This window comes from Sphingomonas panacisoli (assembly GCF_007859635.1).
In the GTDB taxonomy this organism is placed as follows: domain Bacteria; phylum Pseudomonadota; class Alphaproteobacteria; order Sphingomonadales; family Sphingomonadaceae; genus Sphingomonas; species Sphingomonas panacisoli.
Window position 1 is genome coordinate 1627059 of the sequence record NZ_CP042306.1, and the last position, 19353, is coordinate 1646411.

A 19353-nucleotide genomic window follows, 5' to 3' on the forward strand; every position below is an offset into this window, starting at 1 on the left:
GGAATCCGCGCGATTCCCGGCGATTGACTAGGCGTATCACCGGCGTAAAACACGCCCCTCTCTCCAAGGGGATCGCCCGTTCCATGAAGCCTTTCACGTTCGCCCTGCTCGCCGCCACTGCCCTCGGCAGCGTCGCTATCGTTCAGACCGCCTCGACCGCCGCCACGACCAAGGCCAAGCCCGCGTTCGGGACGTTCGGCTTCGATGAAACGGGCATGGACAAGAGCGTCGCGCCCGGCGACGATTTCTATGAGTTCGCCAATGGCGGCTGGACCAAGCGGACGCCGATCCCGGCCGACAAGTCCAGCTTCGGCGCGTTCGAAGGTCTACAGGACCTGTCGGACCAGCGCACGCATGGTCTGCTCGACGCGGCCGCTACCGACGCCAATTCGAAGATCGGCCGCGCCTATTCGACTTATCTCGACACGGCCGGGATCGAAGCCAAGGGCCTCGCGCCGATTAAGCCCTGGCTCGCGAAGATCGAGGGATCGACGAAGGCCGACTACGCCGCACTCGTCGCCGAGGCGACACGCAACGGCGTGGGGACGCCGTTCGCGCCGTTCGTAGGACAGGATGCGAAGGATCCGAATGCGTACACGCTCACCATGTTTCAGTCGGGGCTCAGCTTGCCTGACCGCGACTATTATCTGAGCGACGATCCCAAGCTTGCCGCCGCGAAGACCGCCTATCGTGCGCACGTCGCCAAAATGTTGACCCTGGCGGGCGAAAGCGACGTCGACGCGCGCGCGGCGGCGCTGGTCGAATTCGAGACCGAGATCGCCAAGGTCAGCTGGACCAACATTCAGAGCCGCGACGCTGACGCGACCTACAACAAGATGACCGTTACGGAGCTGCAGCAAAAGGCGCCGGGCTTCGACTTTGCCGCGATGTTCAAGGCGGCCGGGTACCGGACCGATACGCTGGTCGTCGCGCAGCCCAGTGCGATCACCGGAATTGCCGCCCTGATCGCGAAGGCACCCGACCGCGTGTTGAAGGATCAGTTGATCGTCGGGTCGTTGGATGGATTCGCGGACGTTCTGCCGCAAGCGTTCGACGCCGAGAATTTCGCCATGTTCGGAACCGTGCTGTCGGGGACGCCGCAGCAGCGCGAGCGCTGGAAGCGTGCGGTGACCTTCACGAATGGCGCGCTGACCGACGACGTCAGCAAGGTCTATGTCGCCAAATACTTCCCGCCGGCGACCAAGGCGGCTGCCGATACGATGGTGAAAAACATCATCGCCGCAATGAACGTACGGATCGAAAAGCTCGACTGGATGACGCCCGAGACCAAGGCCAAGGCGCATGCGAAACTCGCCGCTTTCACGCCGCGGATCGGCTATCCGTCGCAATGGCACGATTATGCCGCGCTGGAGATCGTCAAGGGCGACGCGTTCGGCAACGAGCTTCGCGCCAATCAATGGTCGTTCGACGACAATCGCAGCAAGATCGGCCAGCCGGTGCGGCGCTGGGAATGGGGCCTGACCCCGATGACGGTCAACGCGCAGGCTAATCCGCGCCTCGTCGCGATCACCTTCCCGGCGGCGATCATGCAGCCGCCATTCTTCGATCCCAATGCCGATCCCGCCGTTAATTACGGCGGCATGGGCGCCGTCATCGGCCACGAAATGAGCCATCATTTCGACGATCAGGGGTCGAAATACGACAAGAACGGCAAACTGACGCAATGGTGGACCGAAGCGGACGTCGCGGCGTTCAAGAAGCGCAGCGCCGATCTGGTCGCCGAATACGACAAATACGAGCCGTTGCCGGGCAAGTTCGTGAAGGGCGCGCTTACGCTCGGCGAGAATAGCGCCGATCTGGCGGGGCTAAGCGCGTCGTACGACGCCTACCACAATTCGCTGGGCGGCAAGCCAGCGCCGATGATCGGCGGCTATACCGGCGACCAGCGCTTCTATCTCGGCTGGGCGCAGGTGTGGCGGCGCAGCTATCGCGAGGCCAATCTGATCCAGCGTTTGCTGATCGACCCTCACGCGCCGTCGGTTCAGCGCAGCTGGATCGTGCGGAACATGGATCCCTGGTACGCGGCGTTCAAAGCGCAGCCGGGTCAGAAGATGTATCTGCCGCCGGAACAGCGCGTGCGGATCTGGTAACCGAGCTCCCCGAGCGGGGATGACGGCGCCGTCGATGGGGTCGCCCGTCGACGGCGCCCTTTCTTCTTGGCGATGCGAGAAACAGGTCCGGCTTGACCTGCCCGCTGACCCCGCCACAAGGGACCGCGATGGCCTCTCGCCCCGCCACCTTTTCATCCCCGACTGCGGGTCAGCGCCAGGCGCTGATCGTCGCTGCCTTATGCGGAATGTCGGCGGCGCTGATCGCGCTGCTGGTATTGCGCAGTCTCGAGATTGCCGGCGGGTTTGCCGCGGCGATGCTGCTGGTCGTCGCCACGGCGTTCGTCTGGCATCGCTTCTCGCCCGCGGCGGCAGCCGAAGCGCCGGCCGATGTGGATTGGAGCGTCGCACGCACCCTGGCCGCGGCAAGCAGCGACGCGCTGGCGGTGACCGATCGCGCGGGCAAGCTGATCTGCGCCAACGAAACCTATCGCGCGCGGTTCGGCGGCTATCCGACACCGCCGGGTTTGCCGCTAGACGGCGCCGGCACAGCCGATCTTGCCAGTGCCGGACGGACCGCGTGGCGCGACGGATCGGCGCAGATCGATCGGCTGGTGGCGCGCGGACGACCGATGGCGGTCGCGGTCGATCGCGCGGGCGAGGGCGACGATATGCTCGTATGGCGTTTCCACGACGCTGCTGGGCTCGATATCGCCGCCAACGTCCAGTCGCTGATCGCGGGATCGACCGGGGATCGCCTCGCCGCCGCCGGAATCATGGCCGCATTGATCGCACCCGACGGCAAGCTTCTCGCCGCCAATCGCGTGCTGCGCGAACGGTCGATGGGGCATGAGGAGAGCGTCGTCGTCGGCCGCGACTTCGCACGCTTCCTGACCGCCGACGACAAAGGGCAGGTCCGGTTCGAGCGCGAAGGCGGGAAGGGCACGCCGCTGCGCATCCTGCAAATCCCCTTCCTCGAAGGCGACGATGCGCCGATCCTGGTCGCGTTGCTCGACGAGGAGGAAAGCGGCCAGCCGGCGATCGGCGCCAGCGCCGCGGCGCACGTCAAAAGCCTGATATCCTTGCTGCCGGTCGGATTGGCGCTGGTCGATCGCGACGGGCGCTTCATCCAGATGAACGATTCGTTCGTACGCGCCGCGTTGGTCGATCCGAACCAGCCGCCGCTCTATCCCGGCGATCTGGTCGTCCGCGAAGACAAGGCCGCCGTCGCCGACGCGGTGCGCAAGTTCGCGAACGGCGCGACGCATTCGGCCGATATGGCGATCCGGTTGAAGGATCATCCGGACGAACCGGTCGCGCTGACGATCGCCGGTGCGCGCGGGTTGGGCGATGCCGCGGTGCTGCTCAGCCTCAAAGACAATGGCGAGGAAACGCGGCTAAAGCGCGAGGTGGCGCAGGCGACCAAGATGCAGGCGGTTGGTCAGCTCGCGGGTGGCGTCGCGCACGATTTCAACAATATCCTGACCGCGATCATCGGCCATTGCGACCTGATGCTGATGCGCCATTCGCCAGGCGACAGCGATTATGACGACATTCAGCAGGTCAAGGCGAACTCGAACCGCGCCGCCAGCCTGACGCGACAATTGCTGGCCTTCTCGCGCCAGCAGACGTTGCGGCCGCAGGTTCTGCAGCTGCCCGATGTGATCTCCGAGGTGTCGCAGCTGCTGAAGCGCTTGATGGGCGAAACGGTAAAGCTCGAAGTCCATCACGGCCGCAACCTGGGCCCGGTCCGCGCCGATCCGGGACAGCTCGAACAGGTCGTTGTCAACCTCGCGGTCAACGCGCGCGACGCGATGCTGTCGAACGAAGGCAGCGGCGGAACGCTGACCATCACATGCCGCGCGGTGACCGCCGCCGAGGTCCGCAAGCTGGGCAACGATATCCTGCCCGTCGCCGATTATTCGCTGCTCGAAATCGCCGACACCGGCACCGGCATCCCGCCCGACATCGTCGGCAAGATCTTCGAGCCGTTCTTCACCACCAAGGAAGTGGGGAAGGGGACCGGTCTCGGCCTCTCGACTGTCTACGGCATCGTCAAGCAATCGGGCGGCTATATCTTCGCCGACAGCCGGCCGGGTCGGGGGGCGACCTTCTCGATCTATCTGCCGGTCCACACCGCCGGCACGCCGACCGCGACCAAGCGCGTCGAACCGCGCGACAAGCCCGCCGACCTATGGGGGACCGGCACGATCCTGCTGGTCGAGGACGAGGACATGGTCCGCGTCGTCGCCGAACGCGCGCTGACGCGGCAGGGCTATACGGTCCTGACCGCCGAACATGGTGAGGCGGCGCTGGAATTGCTCGCGACCAGCGACCGGCCCGATCTGCTCATCTCCGACGTCGTGATGCCGACGATGGATGGCCCGACGATGGTCCGCCACGCGCGTGAACGCTATCCCGACCTGCCGATCCTGTTCATGTCGGGCTATGCCGAGGAGCAATTGCGCAAGTCCATCGATCTCGACAATGTTTCCTTCCTGCCCAAGCCCTTTTCGGTACAGCAACTCGCCGAAGCCGCCCGCGACGTGCTTGCCGCGGCGGCAAACGACTGACAAAGCGCGCCGATGCCGATCCACCGCATACTGATCGTCGAGGACGAACCGCTGATCGCAATGATGCTCGAGGACTTCCTCGACGCGCTCGGCAAGCATTGCGTCGGCACGTGCGATACCGTGCAGTCGGCGCTGGCGACGATCGCCGACGAAAAGCCGGATGCGGCGATCCTCGACATCAACCTCTCGGGCGGCGAGAAAAGCTGGCCCGTCGCCGACGCGCTGGCGGCGGAAGGCATTCCGTTCGTGCTGTCGAGCGGCGGGGACGAGGTGACCGACGGGCACCAGGAACGCCCGCGACTGACCAAGCCCTATACGATGGACGGCGTGGAGAAGGCGCTCGCCGCGCTGGGCTAGGCGATCCGCTCCGGCACCGCCGCCGCATCGGCATCGAGCGACGTCTGCGGCGCGACCGCTTCCCAGGGAAAGACGAACCAGTCCTTGCGCTCGTTGCGGTCGATGACCTCGGCGCGATACTCGACCTGTTCCGCGGATCGTTTGTTGTCGAGCAGAGTCGCGAACCGCACATGGTCGCGCGCCGCACCCGCGGTCGCCAGCGCAGCGCGCAGCTTGCCGATCGTCGCGCCGGTATCGTTAATGTCGTCGACGAACAGCAGCCGCTCGCCGTCGCGCGTCCGCGCCGCCAGCCGGATCAGTGGCGCGTCGGAGAAATCCTCGACATTCGACGAATGATCGACCGACAGCATCGGCAACCCCGTCGCGTGGCTGAGATACACCGCCGGCGCGAGCCCGCCGCGGCCGATCCCGATGATAAAGCTCGGCGTCCAGTCGCTATTCGCGAGCTCGGCGGCGAGGACATGGACTTGCTCGACGAACGCGTCGTGCGCGATCAGCGTGAAGATCGGCATCAGGCGTTCTCCTCCACATAGGCGTCGAGCCGCACCAAGTGCGCCGCGACCTCGTCGTCGCTCAGGAACGATCCCAGGAACGAATTGCGCGCCAGCGTCGCGAGTTCCGGCTTGCCGAGCCCGCGCGCGATCGCCGCCGCGCGGTAATTCTCGCCGATATACCCGCCGAAATAGGCGGGATCGTCAGAATTGATCGTCGCGCGCAGCCCTTCGCGCAGCATCCGGTCGATCGGATGCTCGTCGATCGACGCGACGTTGCAGAGCTTCACGTTCGATAGGGGGCAGACGGTCAGCGTCATTCCCGTGCGCGCCAGCCGCGCGGTCAGGACGGGGTCCTCCAGGCTGCGATTGCCATGGTCGAGCCGGTCGATGCCGAGGATATCGAGCGCTTGGAGCACGTACGCCGGCGGCCCTTCCTCGCCGGCATGCGCGACGAGCTTGAGGCCCTTGGCCCGCGCCGCCGCGAACACGCGGGCGAACTTCTCCGGTGGATGCCCGACCTCCGACGAATCCAGGCCCACGCCCGTGATCCGATCGAGCCACGGCTCCGCCATCGCGAGCGTCTCGAACGCCGCCTCTTCGCTCAAATGACGCAGAAAGCACAGGATCAGCTTCGATGTCAGCCCATGCTTCGCCTCGGCCTCGGCCATGCCGGCCAGCAACCCGCGCATCACCGTGTCGAACGCGATCCCGCGATCGGTATGCGTTTGCGGATCGAAAAAGATCTCGGCATGCACCACGCCGTCGGCTGCCGCGCGATCGAAATAGGCAATCGCCATGTCGCGGAAATCGGCTTCGGTGATCAGCACCGACGCGCCGGCGTAATAGATGTCGAGGAAATCCTGCAGGTTCGAAAAGGAATAGGCGGCACGGACCTCGTCGACCGTCTTGAACGGGATCGCCACATCGTTGCGGGCGGCCAGCGCGAACATCAGTTCGGGCTCCAGGCTGCCCTCGATATGGAGGTGGAGCTCCGCTTTGGGCAGGCCGGTAATGAAGGTCGCGAAGTCGGTCATCGGGCGACAATCGCCCGGCGCGGGAGCAGGGGCAAGAGCACTTCTCGTATCTGGTGATCGGCCAACGAGAACAAAAGAGGAAAATATTTTCGTTCCACTATTGTTCTACCGGAACAAACGCGATACACGCCCTCCAACAGCATTGACGCGGACGTGGTTCGCACTAGGCGGTGGAGGCTCCAATGGCGGCATCTTTGAAGGTCATCGACAATCCCATGGCATTGAGCAACGACAAGAGTTCGGGTGAACGCGCCAAGGCGCTCGAAGCCGCGCTGGCGCAGATCGATCGCGCGTTTGGCAAGGGGTCGGCGATGAAGCTGGGCTCCAAGGAAACGATGCAGGTCGAGGCGATCTCGACCGGCAGCCTAGGGCTCGACATCGCACTCGGCGTCGGTGGTCTGCCGCGCGGCCGCGTGATCGAGGTCTATGGTCCGGAAAGTTCGGGCAAGACGACGCTGGCACTCCACGTCATCGCCGAAGCGCAGAAGAACGGTGGCACCGCGGCGTTCGTCGATGCCGAACACGCGCTCGACCCGGTCTACGCCAAGAAGCTCGGGGTCGATATCGACGAACTGATCGTGTCACAGCCCGATACTGGCGAGCAGGCGCTTGAGATCGTCGATACGCTGGTCCGGTCGAATGCGATCGACGTGCTGGTGGTCGATTCGGTCGCCGCGCTGGTGCCGCGTGCGGAAATCGAAGGCGAGATGGGCGACAGCCATGTCGGCTTGCAGGCCCGCCTGATGTCGCAGTCGCTGCGCAAGCTGACCGGCTCGATCAGTCGCTCGCGTTGCATGGTGATCTTCATTAACCAGCTGCGCATGAAGATCGGCGTGATGTACGGCAATCCGGAAACCACGACCGGCGGCAATGCGCTCAAATTTTACGCCTCGGTCCGTCTCGACATCCGCCGCACCGGCGCGATCAAGGATCGCGACGACGTGGTCGGCAATTCGACCCGCGTGAAGGTCGTCAAGAACAAGGTCGCCCCGCCGTTCAAGCAGGTCGAATTCGACATCATGTACGGCGAAGGCATCTCGAAGATCGGCGAAGTGCTCGACCTCGGAGTGAAGGCCGGCCTGGTCGAGAAATCGGGCGCCTGGTTCAGCTACGACAGCGTCCGCATCGGTCAGGGCCGCGAGAACGCCAAGGTTTTCCTAAAGGAAAATCCCGAGATGGCCGACCGCCTGGAAAAGGCGATCCGCACGCGTACCGATGCCGTCGCCGAAGAGATGATGGCCGGCCCGTCGGAAGAAGACGACATTTAATTCGCGGGTCGATCAGGCGCTTATCGAAAAAACGCGCTGTCACAATGCTGCAATGCAACCAAAGCGCTTGATCGACGTTAACGCTTAACCCCCCCCCCGCGGCGACCCCCGTCCGCCGCAATTCCCGGAAAGGCCCGCCCGCGTCGGCGGGCCTTTCATATTTGGGGTGATGGCTTCTAAGCTGGTCTGCGCTGTGCCATCGTCGAGTAGCGTATCTCTGCGTGCGCGTTGACCAATCGCCGCCCAGACTGGCGCGACGAGCGATTGGCAGGTTGGGTAGGGGGAGACGGGATGTTCTCGACCGATGAATGGACCGGCCGTACCGGCGACGTCTGGGCCGACGAATGGCGCCGCACCGATCGCAGTTTCGACGGTCTGTCGGATCACCTGAACGCCGCCATTCTCGCAGTGGCGCCCGCGAGCGGGCGCGCCGTCGATCTGGGCTGCGGAGCCGGCGCGACATCGATGGCGCTGGCCATCGCCAGGCCCGACCTAGCCGTAACAGGGTTGGACATTTCTCCCGGCCTAGTCGCGGTGGCGCAGCAACGCGGACAAGGCATAGCGAACCTTCAATTCAAAATGGCCGATACGGGAATGCTTCGATCGGACGTTGCCCCCGATCTCCTCGTGTCGCGCCACGGCGTGATGTTCTACCCTAATCCGGTAGCAGCTTTCACGACGATCAGAGCGGCATCGCGGCCTGGCGCAACGCTGGTCTTTTCCTGTTTCCGTGACCGCGGCGCGAACGTTTGGGCGTTGCTGAGCGACGCGTTGGTCGGTGCTCCCGCGCCGCAGCCCTCGGGCTACGTGCCGGGGCCGTTCGCGTTCGCCGACCGCACCTTCGTCACCGACCTGCTGACCGATAGCGGCTGGACGAACGTCGCCGCCGATCCGATCGACTACACCTACGTCGCGGGACAGGGCGAGGACCCCGTGGCCGACGCCGCCGACTTCTGCCGGCGGATCGGTCCTGTCGCGCGGTCGATCGCCGAGCAACCGGCGGACCGCCGGCCCGAGCTGTTCGAACGCCTCAAGGAATTGCTCGCCCGTAACCTGACCGGCGATGCCGTGACCTTTCCTGCCGCGGCGTGGATCTGGACCGCCACCAACGGAGACCCGCAATGACGCTGATCGTCCACCATCTCAACAATTCGCGCTCGCAACGCGTCCTGTGGATGCTTGAGGAACTCGGCCTGCCGTACGAGATCAGGCATTATCAGCGCGATCCCAAGACGATGCTGGCGCCGTTCACGCTGCGCAAGGTGCATCCGCTCGGCAAGTCGCCGGTGCTCGAGGATGACGGCCGGATGATCGTCGAGACCGGCGCGATCTGCGAGTATCTGGTCGAAAAGGCCGACGGCAAGCTCGGCGCGCCTGCGCATCGCGACGACGTCCTGCGTTACCGCCAGTTCCTGCACTATGCCGAAGGATCGATGATGCCGCCGCTGCTCGTGCTGCTCGTCGTCAATCGCATCCCGATGTTCGGCAAGAGCGCCGCCAAGCGCATCCAGCCGATGATCGACCTCCATCTCGAATATGTCGAAAGCGAACTCGCCAGCCGCCCTTGGTTCGCCGGCGACGAGCTGACCGCCGCCGACATCATGATGAGCTTCCCGCTCGAAGCCGCGATGAGTCGCGCCGGGCTCGACGGCTCGCGTCCGGCGACGATCGCCTGGGTCGAGAAGGTCCACGCGCGCCCGGCCTATCAGGCGGCGCTGGCGAAGGGCGGACCCTACGCCTACGCCTGAGGTTAGTCCTTGCCGTCCAACCCGTGACCGGGTGCGGGAAGCGGTGTGAAATCGGGCGCCTGTTCCGGCCCCAACACGCCTTCCCACTTCGCCACGACGCTGGCGGCGATCGCATTGCCCAGGACGTTGGTAGCCGACCGCCCCATGTCGAGGAAATTGTCGACCGCCAGCACCAGCAATAGCCCTGCGCCCGGCAGATGGAACATGTCGAGGTTCGCTGCGATCACCACGAGGCTGGCGCGCGGTACGCCCGCAATGCCCTTCGACGTCACCATCAGCATCAGCAACATGCCGACCTGCGCGCCGATCGACATGGGGATGTTATAGGCCTGGGCGATGAACAGCGACGCGAACGTCATGTACATCATCGATCCGTCGAGATTGAACGAATAGCCGAGCGGCAGCACGAAGCTGGCAATCCGTGGCGGCACGCCGAACCGTTCGAGCGCTTCCAGCGTCCGCGGTAGCGCTGCTTCGGAGGACGCGGTGGAGAAGGCGAGGAGCGCGGGGTCGCGGACAAACCGCAGCAATCGCACAACGCGTCGGCCGATGACCAGGAAAGCCAAACCAATGAGCAACAGCCACAATGTGCCGAGCCCGACATAGACGCTACCCATGAAGTAAGCGAGCTTGCCGATCACGCGGGGACCGTGTTCGACCAGGGCCGCGGCCATCGCGGCGAACACTGCGAACGGCGCGAACCGCATCACATAGTCGGTGATCTGCAACATGACCGCCACGACGCCTTCCATCGCGCGGACGATCGGCTTGGCCTTGTCGCCGACCGCGGTGATCGCAACGCCGAAGAAGCAGGAGAAGATGACGATCGGCAGGATCTCGTTGGTAGCCATGACGTCGATGATCGAAGCCGGGAAGATATGTTTGACGAACTTCGTCGGATCGAACCCGGCTTTGTCGAGCCCGATAGTATCAGCCGCAGCGGCGGCCGGTGGCATGGGCAGATTTAGCCCGACTCCAGGCTGGAGCAGGTGGACCAAGGCGAGTCCCAGCGTGAGCGACATCAGGCTGGCGCCGATGAACCATAAGAGCGATTTCAAGCCCACACGGCCCAGTGCACCGGTATCGCCCATGTGAGCGATGCCCACGACTAGCGTCGAGAACACCAACGGCGCGATGATCATCTTGATGAGCTGAAGAAAGATTGTCGTGATGATCGAGATGTAACTGGCAATATGCTTGAGCAGGTCGGCCGACGCCGGAGTGCCGGCATCGAATCGCGCGTTGATCGCCCAGCCGACCACGATGCCGAGCACCAGCCCGATCAGAATGTAGGTCGTCAGCCGCTTCGCCAAAATCGCTCTCCCCGAATTCGGCCGATAGGGAAGGGGATTGTCGCCGCCGGGTCAAGCGCCGTATCGTCGCCACCATGCCCGATCCCCGCTTTTCGCCCGCTCGCCGCGCCGTCCTCGCCGCGGCCGCCGTCGCGCCCTTGGTCGTCTCGGCCGCCGCGCGTGCCGCCGAGCCCGATCTGTCCGCGTTGAAGGACATGACGTCGGGCGTGACGCCGATCGGTCCCGACGAACGCGCGCGCCGGCTGGCGAAGGCGCAGACGCTGATGAAGGCGAACGGGATCGGCGCGGTACTGATCGAGCCGGGGTCGAGCCTGATCTATTTCACCGGCATCCGCTGGGGCCGCAGCGAACGCGCGATGCTCGCGGTGCTGCCCGCCGAGGGCGAACCGTGCATCGTGTCGCCCTTTTTCGAAGAACCGCGGATGCGCGAAACGCTCGCGATCCCGGCCGAGGTGCGCGTCTGGCAGGAGGACGAGGATCCGCTCAAGGTCGTCGCCGGTTTCCTGCGCGACCGAAAGCTCGCCGCCAGACCAGTCGCGATCGAGGAAACCGTCCGTTTCTTCATCCCGGACATGCTCGCGCGTGCGCTCCCGGGCGCCAAGATCGTGTCGGGGAACCCCGTCGTGCGCGGCTGCCGGATGATCAAGACGCCGACCGAGCTCGCGCTGATGCAGTTGGCGACCGATATCACGATCGCGGCGTATCGCTGGACCTATCCGCGAATCGAAAAGGGCATGACGGGGCGCGACATCGGCGCGCTGATGAACGCCGCGACGGGGAAGCTCGGCGGCGATCCCGAATTCAGTCTGATCCTGATCGGGGAGGCGGCCGCCTATCCGCACGGTACGCAGGCGGTGCATCGCGTGGCCGATGGCGAGATCGTGCTGATGGATTGCGGCTGCACGGTGCAGGGCTATCAGTCCGACGTGTCGCGCACCTTCGTGCTCGGCAGCGCGAGCAAGGAACAGCGGATGGTGTGGGATCAGGCGCACCAAGGGCAGCAGACCGCGCTCGCGGCGGCGAAGCTTGGCGTTCCGGCCGGCAGCGTCGATGACGCCGTGCGCAAACTCTACGAAGGGTTCGGCTACGGGCCGGGGTACAAGCTGCCCGGCTGTTCGCACCGCACGGGACATGGCATCGGGCTAGACGGGCACGAACCGGTCAATCTAGTGCGCGGCGAAACGACCAGGCTCGCACCCGGCATGTGCTTTTCGAACGAGCCCGGCATCTACATTCCCGGCAAGTTCGGCGTGCGGCTGGAGGATTGCTTCCACATGACCGATACCGGCCCGAAATGGTTCAGCACCCCGCCACCGTCGATCGACCAGCCGTTCGGCTGACACGCTCGCTTGGCAAGGCGCGCGGCGTTGCCTAAGTCGCCGTGCATGACATCGACCAACGACATCCGCCGCGGCTTCCTCGATTATTTCGGCAAGGAGGGGCACAGCGTCGTCCCGTCGGCGCCGCTGGTGCCGCAGAACGACCCGACCCTGATGTTCGTCAACGCCGGAATGGTGCCGTTCAAGAACGTTTTCATCGGCCTGGAAACGCGGCCTTATTCCACCGCGACGTCGGGCCAGAAGTGCGTGCGGGCGGGCGGCAAGCATAACGACCTCGACAATGTAGGCTATACGGCGCGGCACCATACGTTCTTCGAAATGCTCGGCAATTTCTCGTTCGGCGATTATTTCAAGGACCGTGCGATTACGCTCGCATGGAATCTGCTGACGAAGGAATGGGGGATCGCGAAGGATCGCCTGACCGTCACCGTCTATCATACCGACGACGACGCGTACGACCTGTGGAAGAAGATCGCCGGCCTGCCCGACGAGCGCATCATCCGCATCGCGACCAAGGACAATTTCTGGGCGATGGGATCGGACGGACCGTGCGGGCCGTGTTCCGAGATATTCTTCGACCATGGCGATCACATTCCCGGCGGACCTCCGGGCAGCCCCGACGAGGACGGCGATCGCTTCGTCGAGATATGGAACCTGGTCTTCATGCAGTTTCTGCAGGAAAACGACGAGATCATCGGTGGCCTGCCCAAGCCGTCGATCGACACCGGCATGGGGCTCGAACGCATCGCCGCGGTGATGCAGGGCGTCCACGACAATTATGACACCGACACGTTCAAGGCGCTGATCGCCGCATCGGGCGCGCTGACGCACACCGCGACGACCGGCGACAACCAGGCGAGCCATCGCGTGATCGCCGACCATCTGCGTACCTCGGGTTTTCTGGTGGCGGACGGCGTGCTGCCCGCGAATGAGGGACGCGGCTATGTGCTCCGCCGGATCATGCGTCGCGCGATGCGGCATGCGCATCTGCTGGGGGCGAAAGACCCGTTGATGCACCGGCTGGTGCCGGCATTGGTCGCGGAGATGGGTGCGGCCTATCCCGAACTCGTCCGCGCGCAGCCGCTGATCGAAGCGACGCTGCAGCAGGAAGAAACGCAGTTCCGCAAGACGCTCGACAAGGGGCTCAAGCTGCTCGACGAGGCGACTGCGGGCATGGCCGCCGGCACGACGCTGTCGGGCGAGACCGCGTTCAAGCTCTACGACACGTACGGCTTCCCGTACGACCTGACTGAGGACGCCTTGCGCGCGCAGGGCTTGCAGGTGGATCGCGAAGCGTTCGACGCCGCGATGGCCGAACAAAAGCGGGCCGCGCGTGCCGCATGGAAGGGGTCGGGCGACAAGGGCTCGGACGAACTGTGGTTCGACCTCGCCGAGGAAAAGGGCGGGACGGAGTTTACGGGCTACACGTCGGAGCAAGGCGAGGGTGAGGTCGTCGCGCTGGTCAAGGGCGGCGCCCGGGTCGATCGCGCGAGTGCGGGCGACGAGGTCGATATCGTGCTCAACCAGACCCCGTTCTATGCCGAAAGCGGCGGCCAGGTCGGCGACGCCGGGATCGCGACGACCGACAAGGGCTTCAAGGGCCGCGTGTTCGACACGGCCAAGCATCTCGGGCGCGTTTGGGCGCACCGGACCAAGATCGAAAGCGGCGAGATCGCGGTCGGCGACGCCGTGCACCTCGTGGTCGATGGCGAGCGCCGCAACGCGATCCGGGCCAACCACTCCGCTACGCACCTATTGCACGCGGCGCTGCGCGAGCGGCTCGGCACACATGTCGCGCAGAAGGGATCGCTGGTCGCGCCCGACCGGCTGCGCTTCGACTTCTCGCAACCGGTGGCGGTCGAGGCCGACGCGCTGGCGGCGGTCGAAGCCGACGTGAACGCCTATATCCGTCAGAACGACGCAGTGTCGACGCGGCTGATGACGCCCGACGAGGCGATCGCCGAGGGCGCGATGGCGCTGTTCGGCGAGAAATACGGCGACGAGGTCCGCGTCGTGTCGATGGGGCGTGCCAATGACGAAAATGGGGGGCAGAAGATCTACAGCCTCGAACTGTGCGGCGGCACGCATGTCAACGCGACCGGCGATATTGGGCTGTTCAAGGTCGTGAGCGAAGGCGCGGTGTCGTCGGGCGTGCGACGCGTCGAAGCGCTGACCGGCGAAGCGGCGCGCACCTACCTCGCCAGCCGCGACGAGAAGCTGCGTGAAGCTGCCGCGGCGCTGAAGTCGTCGCCCGACGAGGTGCCGGCCCGCGTCGCGCAACTGGTCGAGGACCGCCGCCGGCTCGAACGCGAACTTGCCGAGGCGAAGAAAGCGCTCGCGCTTGGCGGCGGCGGCGGTGCCGCACCGGCCGGACCCGAACAGGTCGGCGGCGTCAATTTCGTCGGCCAGGTGGTCGATGGGCTCGACCCGAAAGGCCTGCGCGGCGCGGTCGATGAGGCCAAGCAGCGGATCGGGTCGGGCGTCGCGATGATCGTCGCGGTCAACGACGGCCGCGCGTCGGTCGCGGTCGGCGTGACCGACGATCTGACCGCACGGCTCAATGCGGTCGATCTGCTCAAACAGGCGGTCGTGGCGCTCGGCGGCCAGGGCGGCGGCGGCCGCCCCGACATGGCGCAGGGCGGCGGGCCGGACGGTACCAAGGGTGACGACGCGGTCGCGGTGGTGAAGGCGGCGTTGGCCGGCTAAGCTTCGCTGCGGCGCGCTCTTTTGAGTCGCGGCTCGCGAGTCATGTCGGCGGCCTCCTTGATTTCCTTGCGCAATTCGTCGCGCTTTTCGTGAATGGAAGCGATCACGGGCCCCATTGCGACGCCGAGGTCGACCAATACGGCTTCGGACAGTTGCAGCGAGCTTTCGAGCGTTTCGGGTACCGCATCGGTGACGCCGGCTTTGTACAGCTCGGCGGCGTGGGCAGCATCGCGCGCGCGGGCGACGATCGTGAGCCCTGGCACCCATCCGCGCACGCGTTTGGTGAGGCGGACGGTCAGCACCGGGTCGTCCATCGTCAGCACGAGCGCCTTGGCGCGGCCGAGGTTGAGGCGGTCGACCAGCTCGCTGCGCGCGACATCGCCGAACACGACCGAATAGCCGTCGCGCCGGGCGATCTTGGCGGCGTCGATATCCGCCTCGACGGCCAGATAAGGCTGGCCATGCTCTTTGAGCATGTCGGCCACCATCTTCCCGACGCGGCCGAAGCCGATCACCACGGTGCCGGGGCCTTCGTCGTCGATCTGGAGGTCCGCGCCGACGCCTTCGCGCGCTTCGATCCGGCGAGCGACGACGCGGCCGATTTCGGCGAGTGCTGGGGTGATCGTCAATCCGAGTGCGGTCACCGTCTGCCAGAACGCCGCGTCGCCCGCCGCTATCAGTCCCGCCGATGCTGCGGTGCCGAGCACGATCAAGGTGGTTTCGGACGGGCTCGACATTAACAGGCTGGTTTCCGCCGCCGTGCCGCTCCGCGCGCCCGACAGTCGCAGCAGCAGGAACGTCACCAGCGATTTAGCCGCGACCACGCCGGCGAGTGCCAGTACGAAGTCGGTCCAGTTGGCGAGCAACGTTTCGAGGTTCAGGCTCATGCCGACGGTGATCAGGAACACGCCGAGCGCAAGCCCCTTGAACGGCGCGGTGATGACTTCGACTTCGCTGTGATATTCGGTTTCGGCGATCAGCAGACCGGCGAGCAGCGCGCCGACGATCGGCGACAGGCCGGCCGCCGACGTCGCTAGACTGGCGACGATCACCACCAGCAGCGAGATGGCGAGGAACAGTTCGGGGCTCTTGGTGCGCGCGGCCTGCGCGAATAGCCGCGGCAGGACGAAGCGGCCGACCAGGAAGATCGCGGCGATGCTGACCGCGCCCCAAAGCAGGGTGTTGAACACCCCGCTCGCCGCACCGCCACCGAGTGCCGCGAGCACAAAGATGATCGGCACCAGCGCCAGATCCTCGAACAGCAGCATCGCGAATGCGCTACGCCCCACCGGGCTTTCGGTCCCGGCGATCGGCAGGACCAGGGCGGTCGACGACAAGGCGAGGGCGAGACCCAGGCCAAGCCCCGCCGTCCAGCTATTGCCCCCGACCAGCAACGCGCCGCCGATTACCGCTGCGCACCCGAACAGTTCCGCCGCGCCGACGCCGAATACCGCGCTGCGCATGCCCCATAGCCGCTTGAGCGACAGCTCTAACCCGATCGAAAACAGCAGCAGGGTGATCCCGAACTCGGCGAACGGCTCGATCGAGTGCGGGTCGGTGATCGTGAAGTGGTAGAGCCAGGGCTGCTGCTTCACCAACGTGCCCAGCCCGGCGGGTCCGACCAGCATCCCGACGAGGATGAAGCCGATCACCGGACTGACCTTGAAACGCGCGAACGCCGGGATCACGATGCCCGCCGCGCCGAGGATCACCAGCGCGTCGCTGAAACCTGTGTTATCTAAACCCATTGCCATGATCGCATCAAAGCAGGCCGGGAGGCATTTGTCAGGCCATGAGTGACACCGACATCTGTATAATCGGCGGCGGGCCGGCCGGGATGGTCGCCGGATTGCTGTTCGCGCGCGCCGGGTTGCGCACCGTCGTGCTGGAAAAGCACAAGGATTTCCTGCGCGATTTCCGCGGCGACACGGTGCATCCGTCGACGTTGCGTATCTTCAGCGAGTTGGGGCTGCTCGACGAACTCCTCAAGCGACCGCACCAGAAGCTGCACCGGCTGAGCGCGCGGATCGCAGGGCGCGACATGCGCATCGTGGATATGACGCATCTCCATGTGCCGGCGCCGTACGTCGCGTTGATGCCGCAATGGGATTTCCTCGATTTCGTGGCGGATGCGGCGCGGCGTTACCCGACCTTCACGCTGCGCCAGAGTTGCGAAGGAGCGAGCCTGATCGAAGAAAGTGGGCGTGTCGCCGGCGTCCGGACAGCGAACGGGGAAGAGATTCGCGCGCGGCTGACGATCGCCTGCGACGGGCGCGATTCGCGGCATCGCGCCGGGCTGTCCGCGACGGTGATCGGCGCGCCGATGGACGTGTTCTGGTTCCGCATTCCCAAGGCCGCCCGTCCCGACAACGAAACGATGGGCGTGTTCGATACCGGTACGCTGTTCGTGATGATCGATCGCGGCGACTATTATCAATGCGCGTTCGTGTTTCCGAAGGGCGGGGCGGAGAGGATCAGGGCGGAAGGATTGGACGCCTTTCGCGATCGCGTCCGCAAGATCGGCCCCGAGACCGCGACGGTCGATCAGGGCGTCGGTAGCTGGGACGACGTCAAGTTGCTGACGGTAACGGTCGATCGGCTCGAGAATTGGAACCGACCGGGCCTGCTGGTGATCGGCGATGCGGCGCACGCGATGTCGCCGATCGGCGGGGTCGGGATCAACCTGGCGGTGCAGGACGCGGTAGCGGCGGCGAACCTGCTCGCGGCGCCGATGGTGGCGGGAGAGGATCCCGACCCGCTGCTGCACCAGGTCCACGACCGTCGCATCCGGGCGGTCAAGCTGACCCAAGGGATGCAGAAGCTGGCGCAGGACGCGATCATCGCGCCGTTGCTGGCGAGCACGACACCGCTCGACGGCCCGCCGCTCGTCGCCAAGCTGCTCGACCGCATCCCGCTGCTACGCCGCATCCCGGCACGGGTGATCGGCATGGGCTTCCGGCCGGAGCATGTCCGGTCGCCGGAAGCTCTTTCATAACCGTCATCCCAGCGAACGCTGGGATCTCAGGCGATGGCACGATACGGCACGAGACCCCAGCTTTCGCTGGGGTGACGGGTGATCAGGCCCAATTCGCCATCTTGGTTTCGAGGTTCTCGCGGATCGCCTCGAAGAACTGTTCGGTGGTCATCCACGCCTGATCGGGGCCGATCAACAGCGCGAGGTCCTTGGTCATCTTGCCGCTTTCCACGGTCTCGATGCAGACCTTCTCCAGTTCCTCGGCGAAGCGCGTCACGTCGGGCGTGTCGTCGAACTTGCCGCGATATTTGAGGCCGCCGGTCCAGGCGAAGATCGACGCGATCGGGTTGGTAGAGGTCGCCTTGCCCTGCTGATGCTGGCGATAGTGGCGCGTGACGGTGCCGTGCGCGGCTTCCGCCTCGACCGTCTTGCCGTCGGGCGAGAGCAGGACCGAGGTCATCAGCCCGAGCGAGCCGAAGCCCTGCGCGACCTGATCCGACTGGACGTCGCCGTCGTAGTTCTTGCAGGCCCAGACGAACTCGCCGCTCCACTTGAGCGCCGAGGCGACCATGTCGTCGATCAGGCGGTGTTCGTAGACGATGTTCGCGGCCTTGAACTTGTCGGCGAACTCGGCGTCGAACACTTCCTGGAACAGGTCCTTGAAGCGGCCGTCATAGGCCTTGAGGATGGTGTTCTTGGTGGACAGATAGACCGGCCAGCCGAGGTTGAGGCCGTAATGCATCGACGCCCGTGCGAAGTCGCGGATCGAATCGTCGAGATTGTACATCGCCATGGCGACGCCCGACGACGGGAAGTCGAACACGTCCTTTTCGATCTTCTCGCCGTTGGTGCCGACCCAGCTGATCGTCAGCTTGCCGGGGCCGGGGACGCGGAAATCGGTCGCACGATACTGGTCGCCGAAGGCGTGGCGGCCGACGACGATCGGCTTTGTCCAGCCGGGGATCAGGCGCGGCACGTTCGAAATGACGATCGGTTCGCGGAAGATCGTGCCGCCCAGGATGTTGCGGATCGTGCCGTTGGGCGACTTCCACATGGCCTTCAGGCCGAATTCCTCGACGCGCGCTTCGTCGGGGGTGATCGTCGCGCACTTCACCGCGACGCCGTACTTCTGCGTCGCGTGGGCGGCGTCGATCGTCACCTGATCGTCGGTCGCGTCGCGATGTTCGATGCCCAGGTCGTAATAATCGAGGTCGATGTCGAGATACGGCTTGATCAGGCGCTCGCGGATCCATTCCCAGATGATCCGCGTCATTTCGTCGCCGTCGATCTCCACGACGGGCGTCTTCACCTTGATCTTGGCCATGCTCATTTCCTGATTGGGAGGTTTGCGGGCGGCTCTAAGAGGAAGCGGGGAGGGGGGTCAAGCGCGTGGCCTAAGTTGACACCAAGTTGACACTAACGCGGTGTGTTCAGACCGGCGCGCCCCTTGCCGAAAAGCCGGCAATGTCAGAACGTA

Annotated in this window: 14 protein-coding genes; 9 read left to right on the forward strand and 5 right to left on the reverse strand. The window is 65.2% G+C overall.

Going from position 1 to position 19353, the window contains the following annotated elements; genetic code table 11:
- Positions 1 to 83 precede the first annotated feature (83 nt).
- The 3 genes from FPZ24_RS08360 (at position 84) to FPZ24_RS08370 (ending at position 4999) form a co-directional block, all read left to right on the forward strand.
- The gene (locus tag FPZ24_RS08360; protein WP_146571010.1) at positions 84 to 2111 is read left to right on the forward strand and encodes a M13 family metallopeptidase; all 2028 of its coding nucleotides are present in this window, start codon (positions 84 to 86) and stop codon (positions 2109 to 2111) included.
- A 128-nt stretch (positions 2112 to 2239) separates the two neighbouring features.
- Entirely contained in the window at positions 2240 to 4642 is a 2403-nt protein-coding gene (locus tag FPZ24_RS08365) for a hybrid sensor histidine kinase/response regulator (RefSeq protein ID WP_146571012.1), read from the forward strand.
- Between the two features lie 12 nt (positions 4643 to 4654).
- Positions 4655 to 4999, forward strand: coding sequence for a response regulator (locus FPZ24_RS08370; protein ID WP_146571014.1), 345 nt, complete (start codon positions 4655 to 4657; stop codon positions 4997 to 4999).
- Here the strand turns inward: FPZ24_RS08370 and FPZ24_RS08375 are convergent.
- Both FPZ24_RS08375 and FPZ24_RS08380 read right to left on the reverse strand, forming a co-directional pair.
- Complete coding sequence (locus tag FPZ24_RS08375; protein WP_146571016.1) at positions 4996 to 5511, reverse strand: phosphoribosyltransferase; 516 nt, start codon at positions 5509 to 5511, stop codon at positions 4996 to 4998. The genes FPZ24_RS08370 and FPZ24_RS08375 overlap by 4 nt on opposite strands.
- Positions 5511 to 6527, reverse strand: coding sequence for an adenosine deaminase (locus tag FPZ24_RS08380; RefSeq protein WP_146571018.1), 1017 nt, complete (start codon positions 6525 to 6527; stop codon positions 5511 to 5513). The genes FPZ24_RS08375 and FPZ24_RS08380 overlap by 1 nt, the downstream gene beginning before the upstream one ends.
- A 182-nt stretch (positions 6528 to 6709) precedes the next feature.
- Between FPZ24_RS08380 and recA the strand changes: the two genes are divergently transcribed.
- The 3 genes from recA to FPZ24_RS08395 all read left to right on the forward strand — a co-directional run bounded on the left by recA (position 6710) and on the right by FPZ24_RS08395 (position 9543).
- Positions 6710 to 7795 (forward strand): recombinase RecA, encoded by a 1086-nt coding sequence (gene recA, locus FPZ24_RS08385; RefSeq protein WP_186729156.1) that lies wholly within the window; start codon positions 6710 to 6712, stop codon positions 7793 to 7795.
- 291 nt (positions 7796 to 8086) lie between these two features.
- Positions 8087 to 8920, forward strand: coding sequence for a class I SAM-dependent methyltransferase (locus tag FPZ24_RS08390; RefSeq protein ID WP_146571020.1), 834 nt, complete (start codon positions 8087 to 8089; stop codon positions 8918 to 8920).
- Entirely contained in the window at positions 8917 to 9543 is a 627-nt protein-coding gene (locus FPZ24_RS08395; RefSeq protein WP_146571022.1) for a glutathione S-transferase family protein, read from the forward strand. Before FPZ24_RS08390 ends, FPZ24_RS08395 begins: the two co-directional genes overlap by 4 nt.
- 2 nt (positions 9544 to 9545) lie before the next feature.
- On the opposite strand, the gene FPZ24_RS08400 is transcribed toward FPZ24_RS08395, so the two are convergent.
- A complete protein-coding gene (locus tag FPZ24_RS08400; RefSeq protein WP_146571024.1) occupies positions 9546 to 10856 on the reverse strand; it encodes a dicarboxylate/amino acid:cation symporter in 1311 nt (436 codons plus the stop codon).
- Between the two features lie 74 nt (positions 10857 to 10930).
- On the opposite strand from FPZ24_RS08400, the gene FPZ24_RS08405 reads away from it, so the two are divergent.
- Both FPZ24_RS08405 and alaS read left to right on the forward strand, forming a co-directional pair.
- Positions 10931 to 12196, forward strand: a complete 1266-nt coding sequence (locus tag FPZ24_RS08405) for a M24 family metallopeptidase (protein WP_146571026.1) — start codon at positions 10931 to 10933, stop codon at positions 12194 to 12196.
- 45 nt (positions 12197 to 12241) lie between these two features.
- Positions 12242 to 14902 (forward strand): alanine--tRNA ligase, encoded by a 2661-nt coding sequence (gene alaS, locus FPZ24_RS08410; protein WP_146571028.1) that lies wholly within the window; start codon positions 12242 to 12244, stop codon positions 14900 to 14902.
- On the opposite strand, the gene FPZ24_RS08415 is transcribed toward alaS, so the two are convergent.
- Positions 14899 to 16656 (reverse strand): cation:proton antiporter domain-containing protein, encoded by a 1758-nt coding sequence (locus FPZ24_RS08415; protein ID WP_146571030.1) that lies wholly within the window; start codon positions 16654 to 16656, stop codon positions 14899 to 14901. The genes alaS and FPZ24_RS08415 overlap by 4 nt on opposite strands.
- A 38-nt stretch (positions 16657 to 16694) precedes the next feature.
- On the opposite strand from FPZ24_RS08415, the gene FPZ24_RS08420 reads away from it, so the two are divergent.
- Positions 16695 to 17897, forward strand: a complete 1203-nt coding sequence (locus FPZ24_RS08420; RefSeq protein ID WP_146571032.1) for an FAD-dependent oxidoreductase — start codon at positions 16695 to 16697, stop codon at positions 17895 to 17897.
- Positions 17898 to 17979: 82 nt separating this feature from the next.
- Here FPZ24_RS08420 and FPZ24_RS08425 read toward each other — a convergent pair whose 3' ends face one another.
- On the reverse strand, positions 17980 to 19200 hold the full coding sequence (locus FPZ24_RS08425) for an NADP-dependent isocitrate dehydrogenase (RefSeq protein WP_146571034.1): 1221 nt from the start codon (positions 19198 to 19200) through the stop codon (positions 17980 to 17982).
- Positions 19201 to 19353: the final 153 nt, after the last annotated feature.

Coding starts and splice junctions, on each gene's coding strand:
- FPZ24_RS08375 (WP_146571016.1), bottom strand. CDS start 5,511: ATGCCGATCTTCACGCTGATCGCGCACGACGCGTTCGTCGAGCAAGTC.
- FPZ24_RS08425 (WP_146571034.1), bottom strand. CDS start 19,200: ATGGCCAAGATCAAGGTGAAGACGCCCGTCGTGGAGATCGACGGCGAC.
- recA (WP_186729156.1), top strand. CDS start 6,710: ATGGCGGCATCTTTGAAGGTCATCGACAATCCCATGGCATTGAGCAAC.
- FPZ24_RS08405 (WP_146571026.1), top strand. CDS start 10,931: ATGCCCGATCCCCGCTTTTCGCCCGCTCGCCGCGCCGTCCTCGCCGCG.
- FPZ24_RS08380 (WP_146571018.1), bottom strand. CDS start 6,527: ATGACCGACTTCGCGACCTTCATTACCGGCCTGCCCAAAGCGGAGCTC.
- FPZ24_RS08420 (WP_146571032.1), top strand. CDS start 16,695: ATGAGTGACACCGACATCTGTATAATCGGCGGCGGGCCGGCCGGGATG.
- alaS (WP_146571028.1), top strand. CDS start 12,242: ATGACATCGACCAACGACATCCGCCGCGGCTTCCTCGATTATTTCGGC.
- FPZ24_RS08415 (WP_146571030.1), bottom strand. CDS start 16,656: ATGGCAATGGGTTTAGATAACACAGGTTTCAGCGACGCGCTGGTGATC.
- FPZ24_RS08395 (WP_146571022.1), top strand. CDS start 8,917: ATGACGCTGATCGTCCACCATCTCAACAATTCGCGCTCGCAACGCGTC.
- FPZ24_RS08370 (WP_146571014.1), top strand. CDS start 4,655: ATGCCGATCCACCGCATACTGATCGTCGAGGACGAACCGCTGATCGCA.
- FPZ24_RS08365 (WP_146571012.1), top strand. CDS start 2,240: ATGGCCTCTCGCCCCGCCACCTTTTCATCCCCGACTGCGGGTCAGCGC.
- FPZ24_RS08390 (WP_146571020.1), top strand. CDS start 8,087: ATGTTCTCGACCGATGAATGGACCGGCCGTACCGGCGACGTCTGGGCC.
- FPZ24_RS08360 (WP_146571010.1), top strand. CDS start 84: ATGAAGCCTTTCACGTTCGCCCTGCTCGCCGCCACTGCCCTCGGCAGC.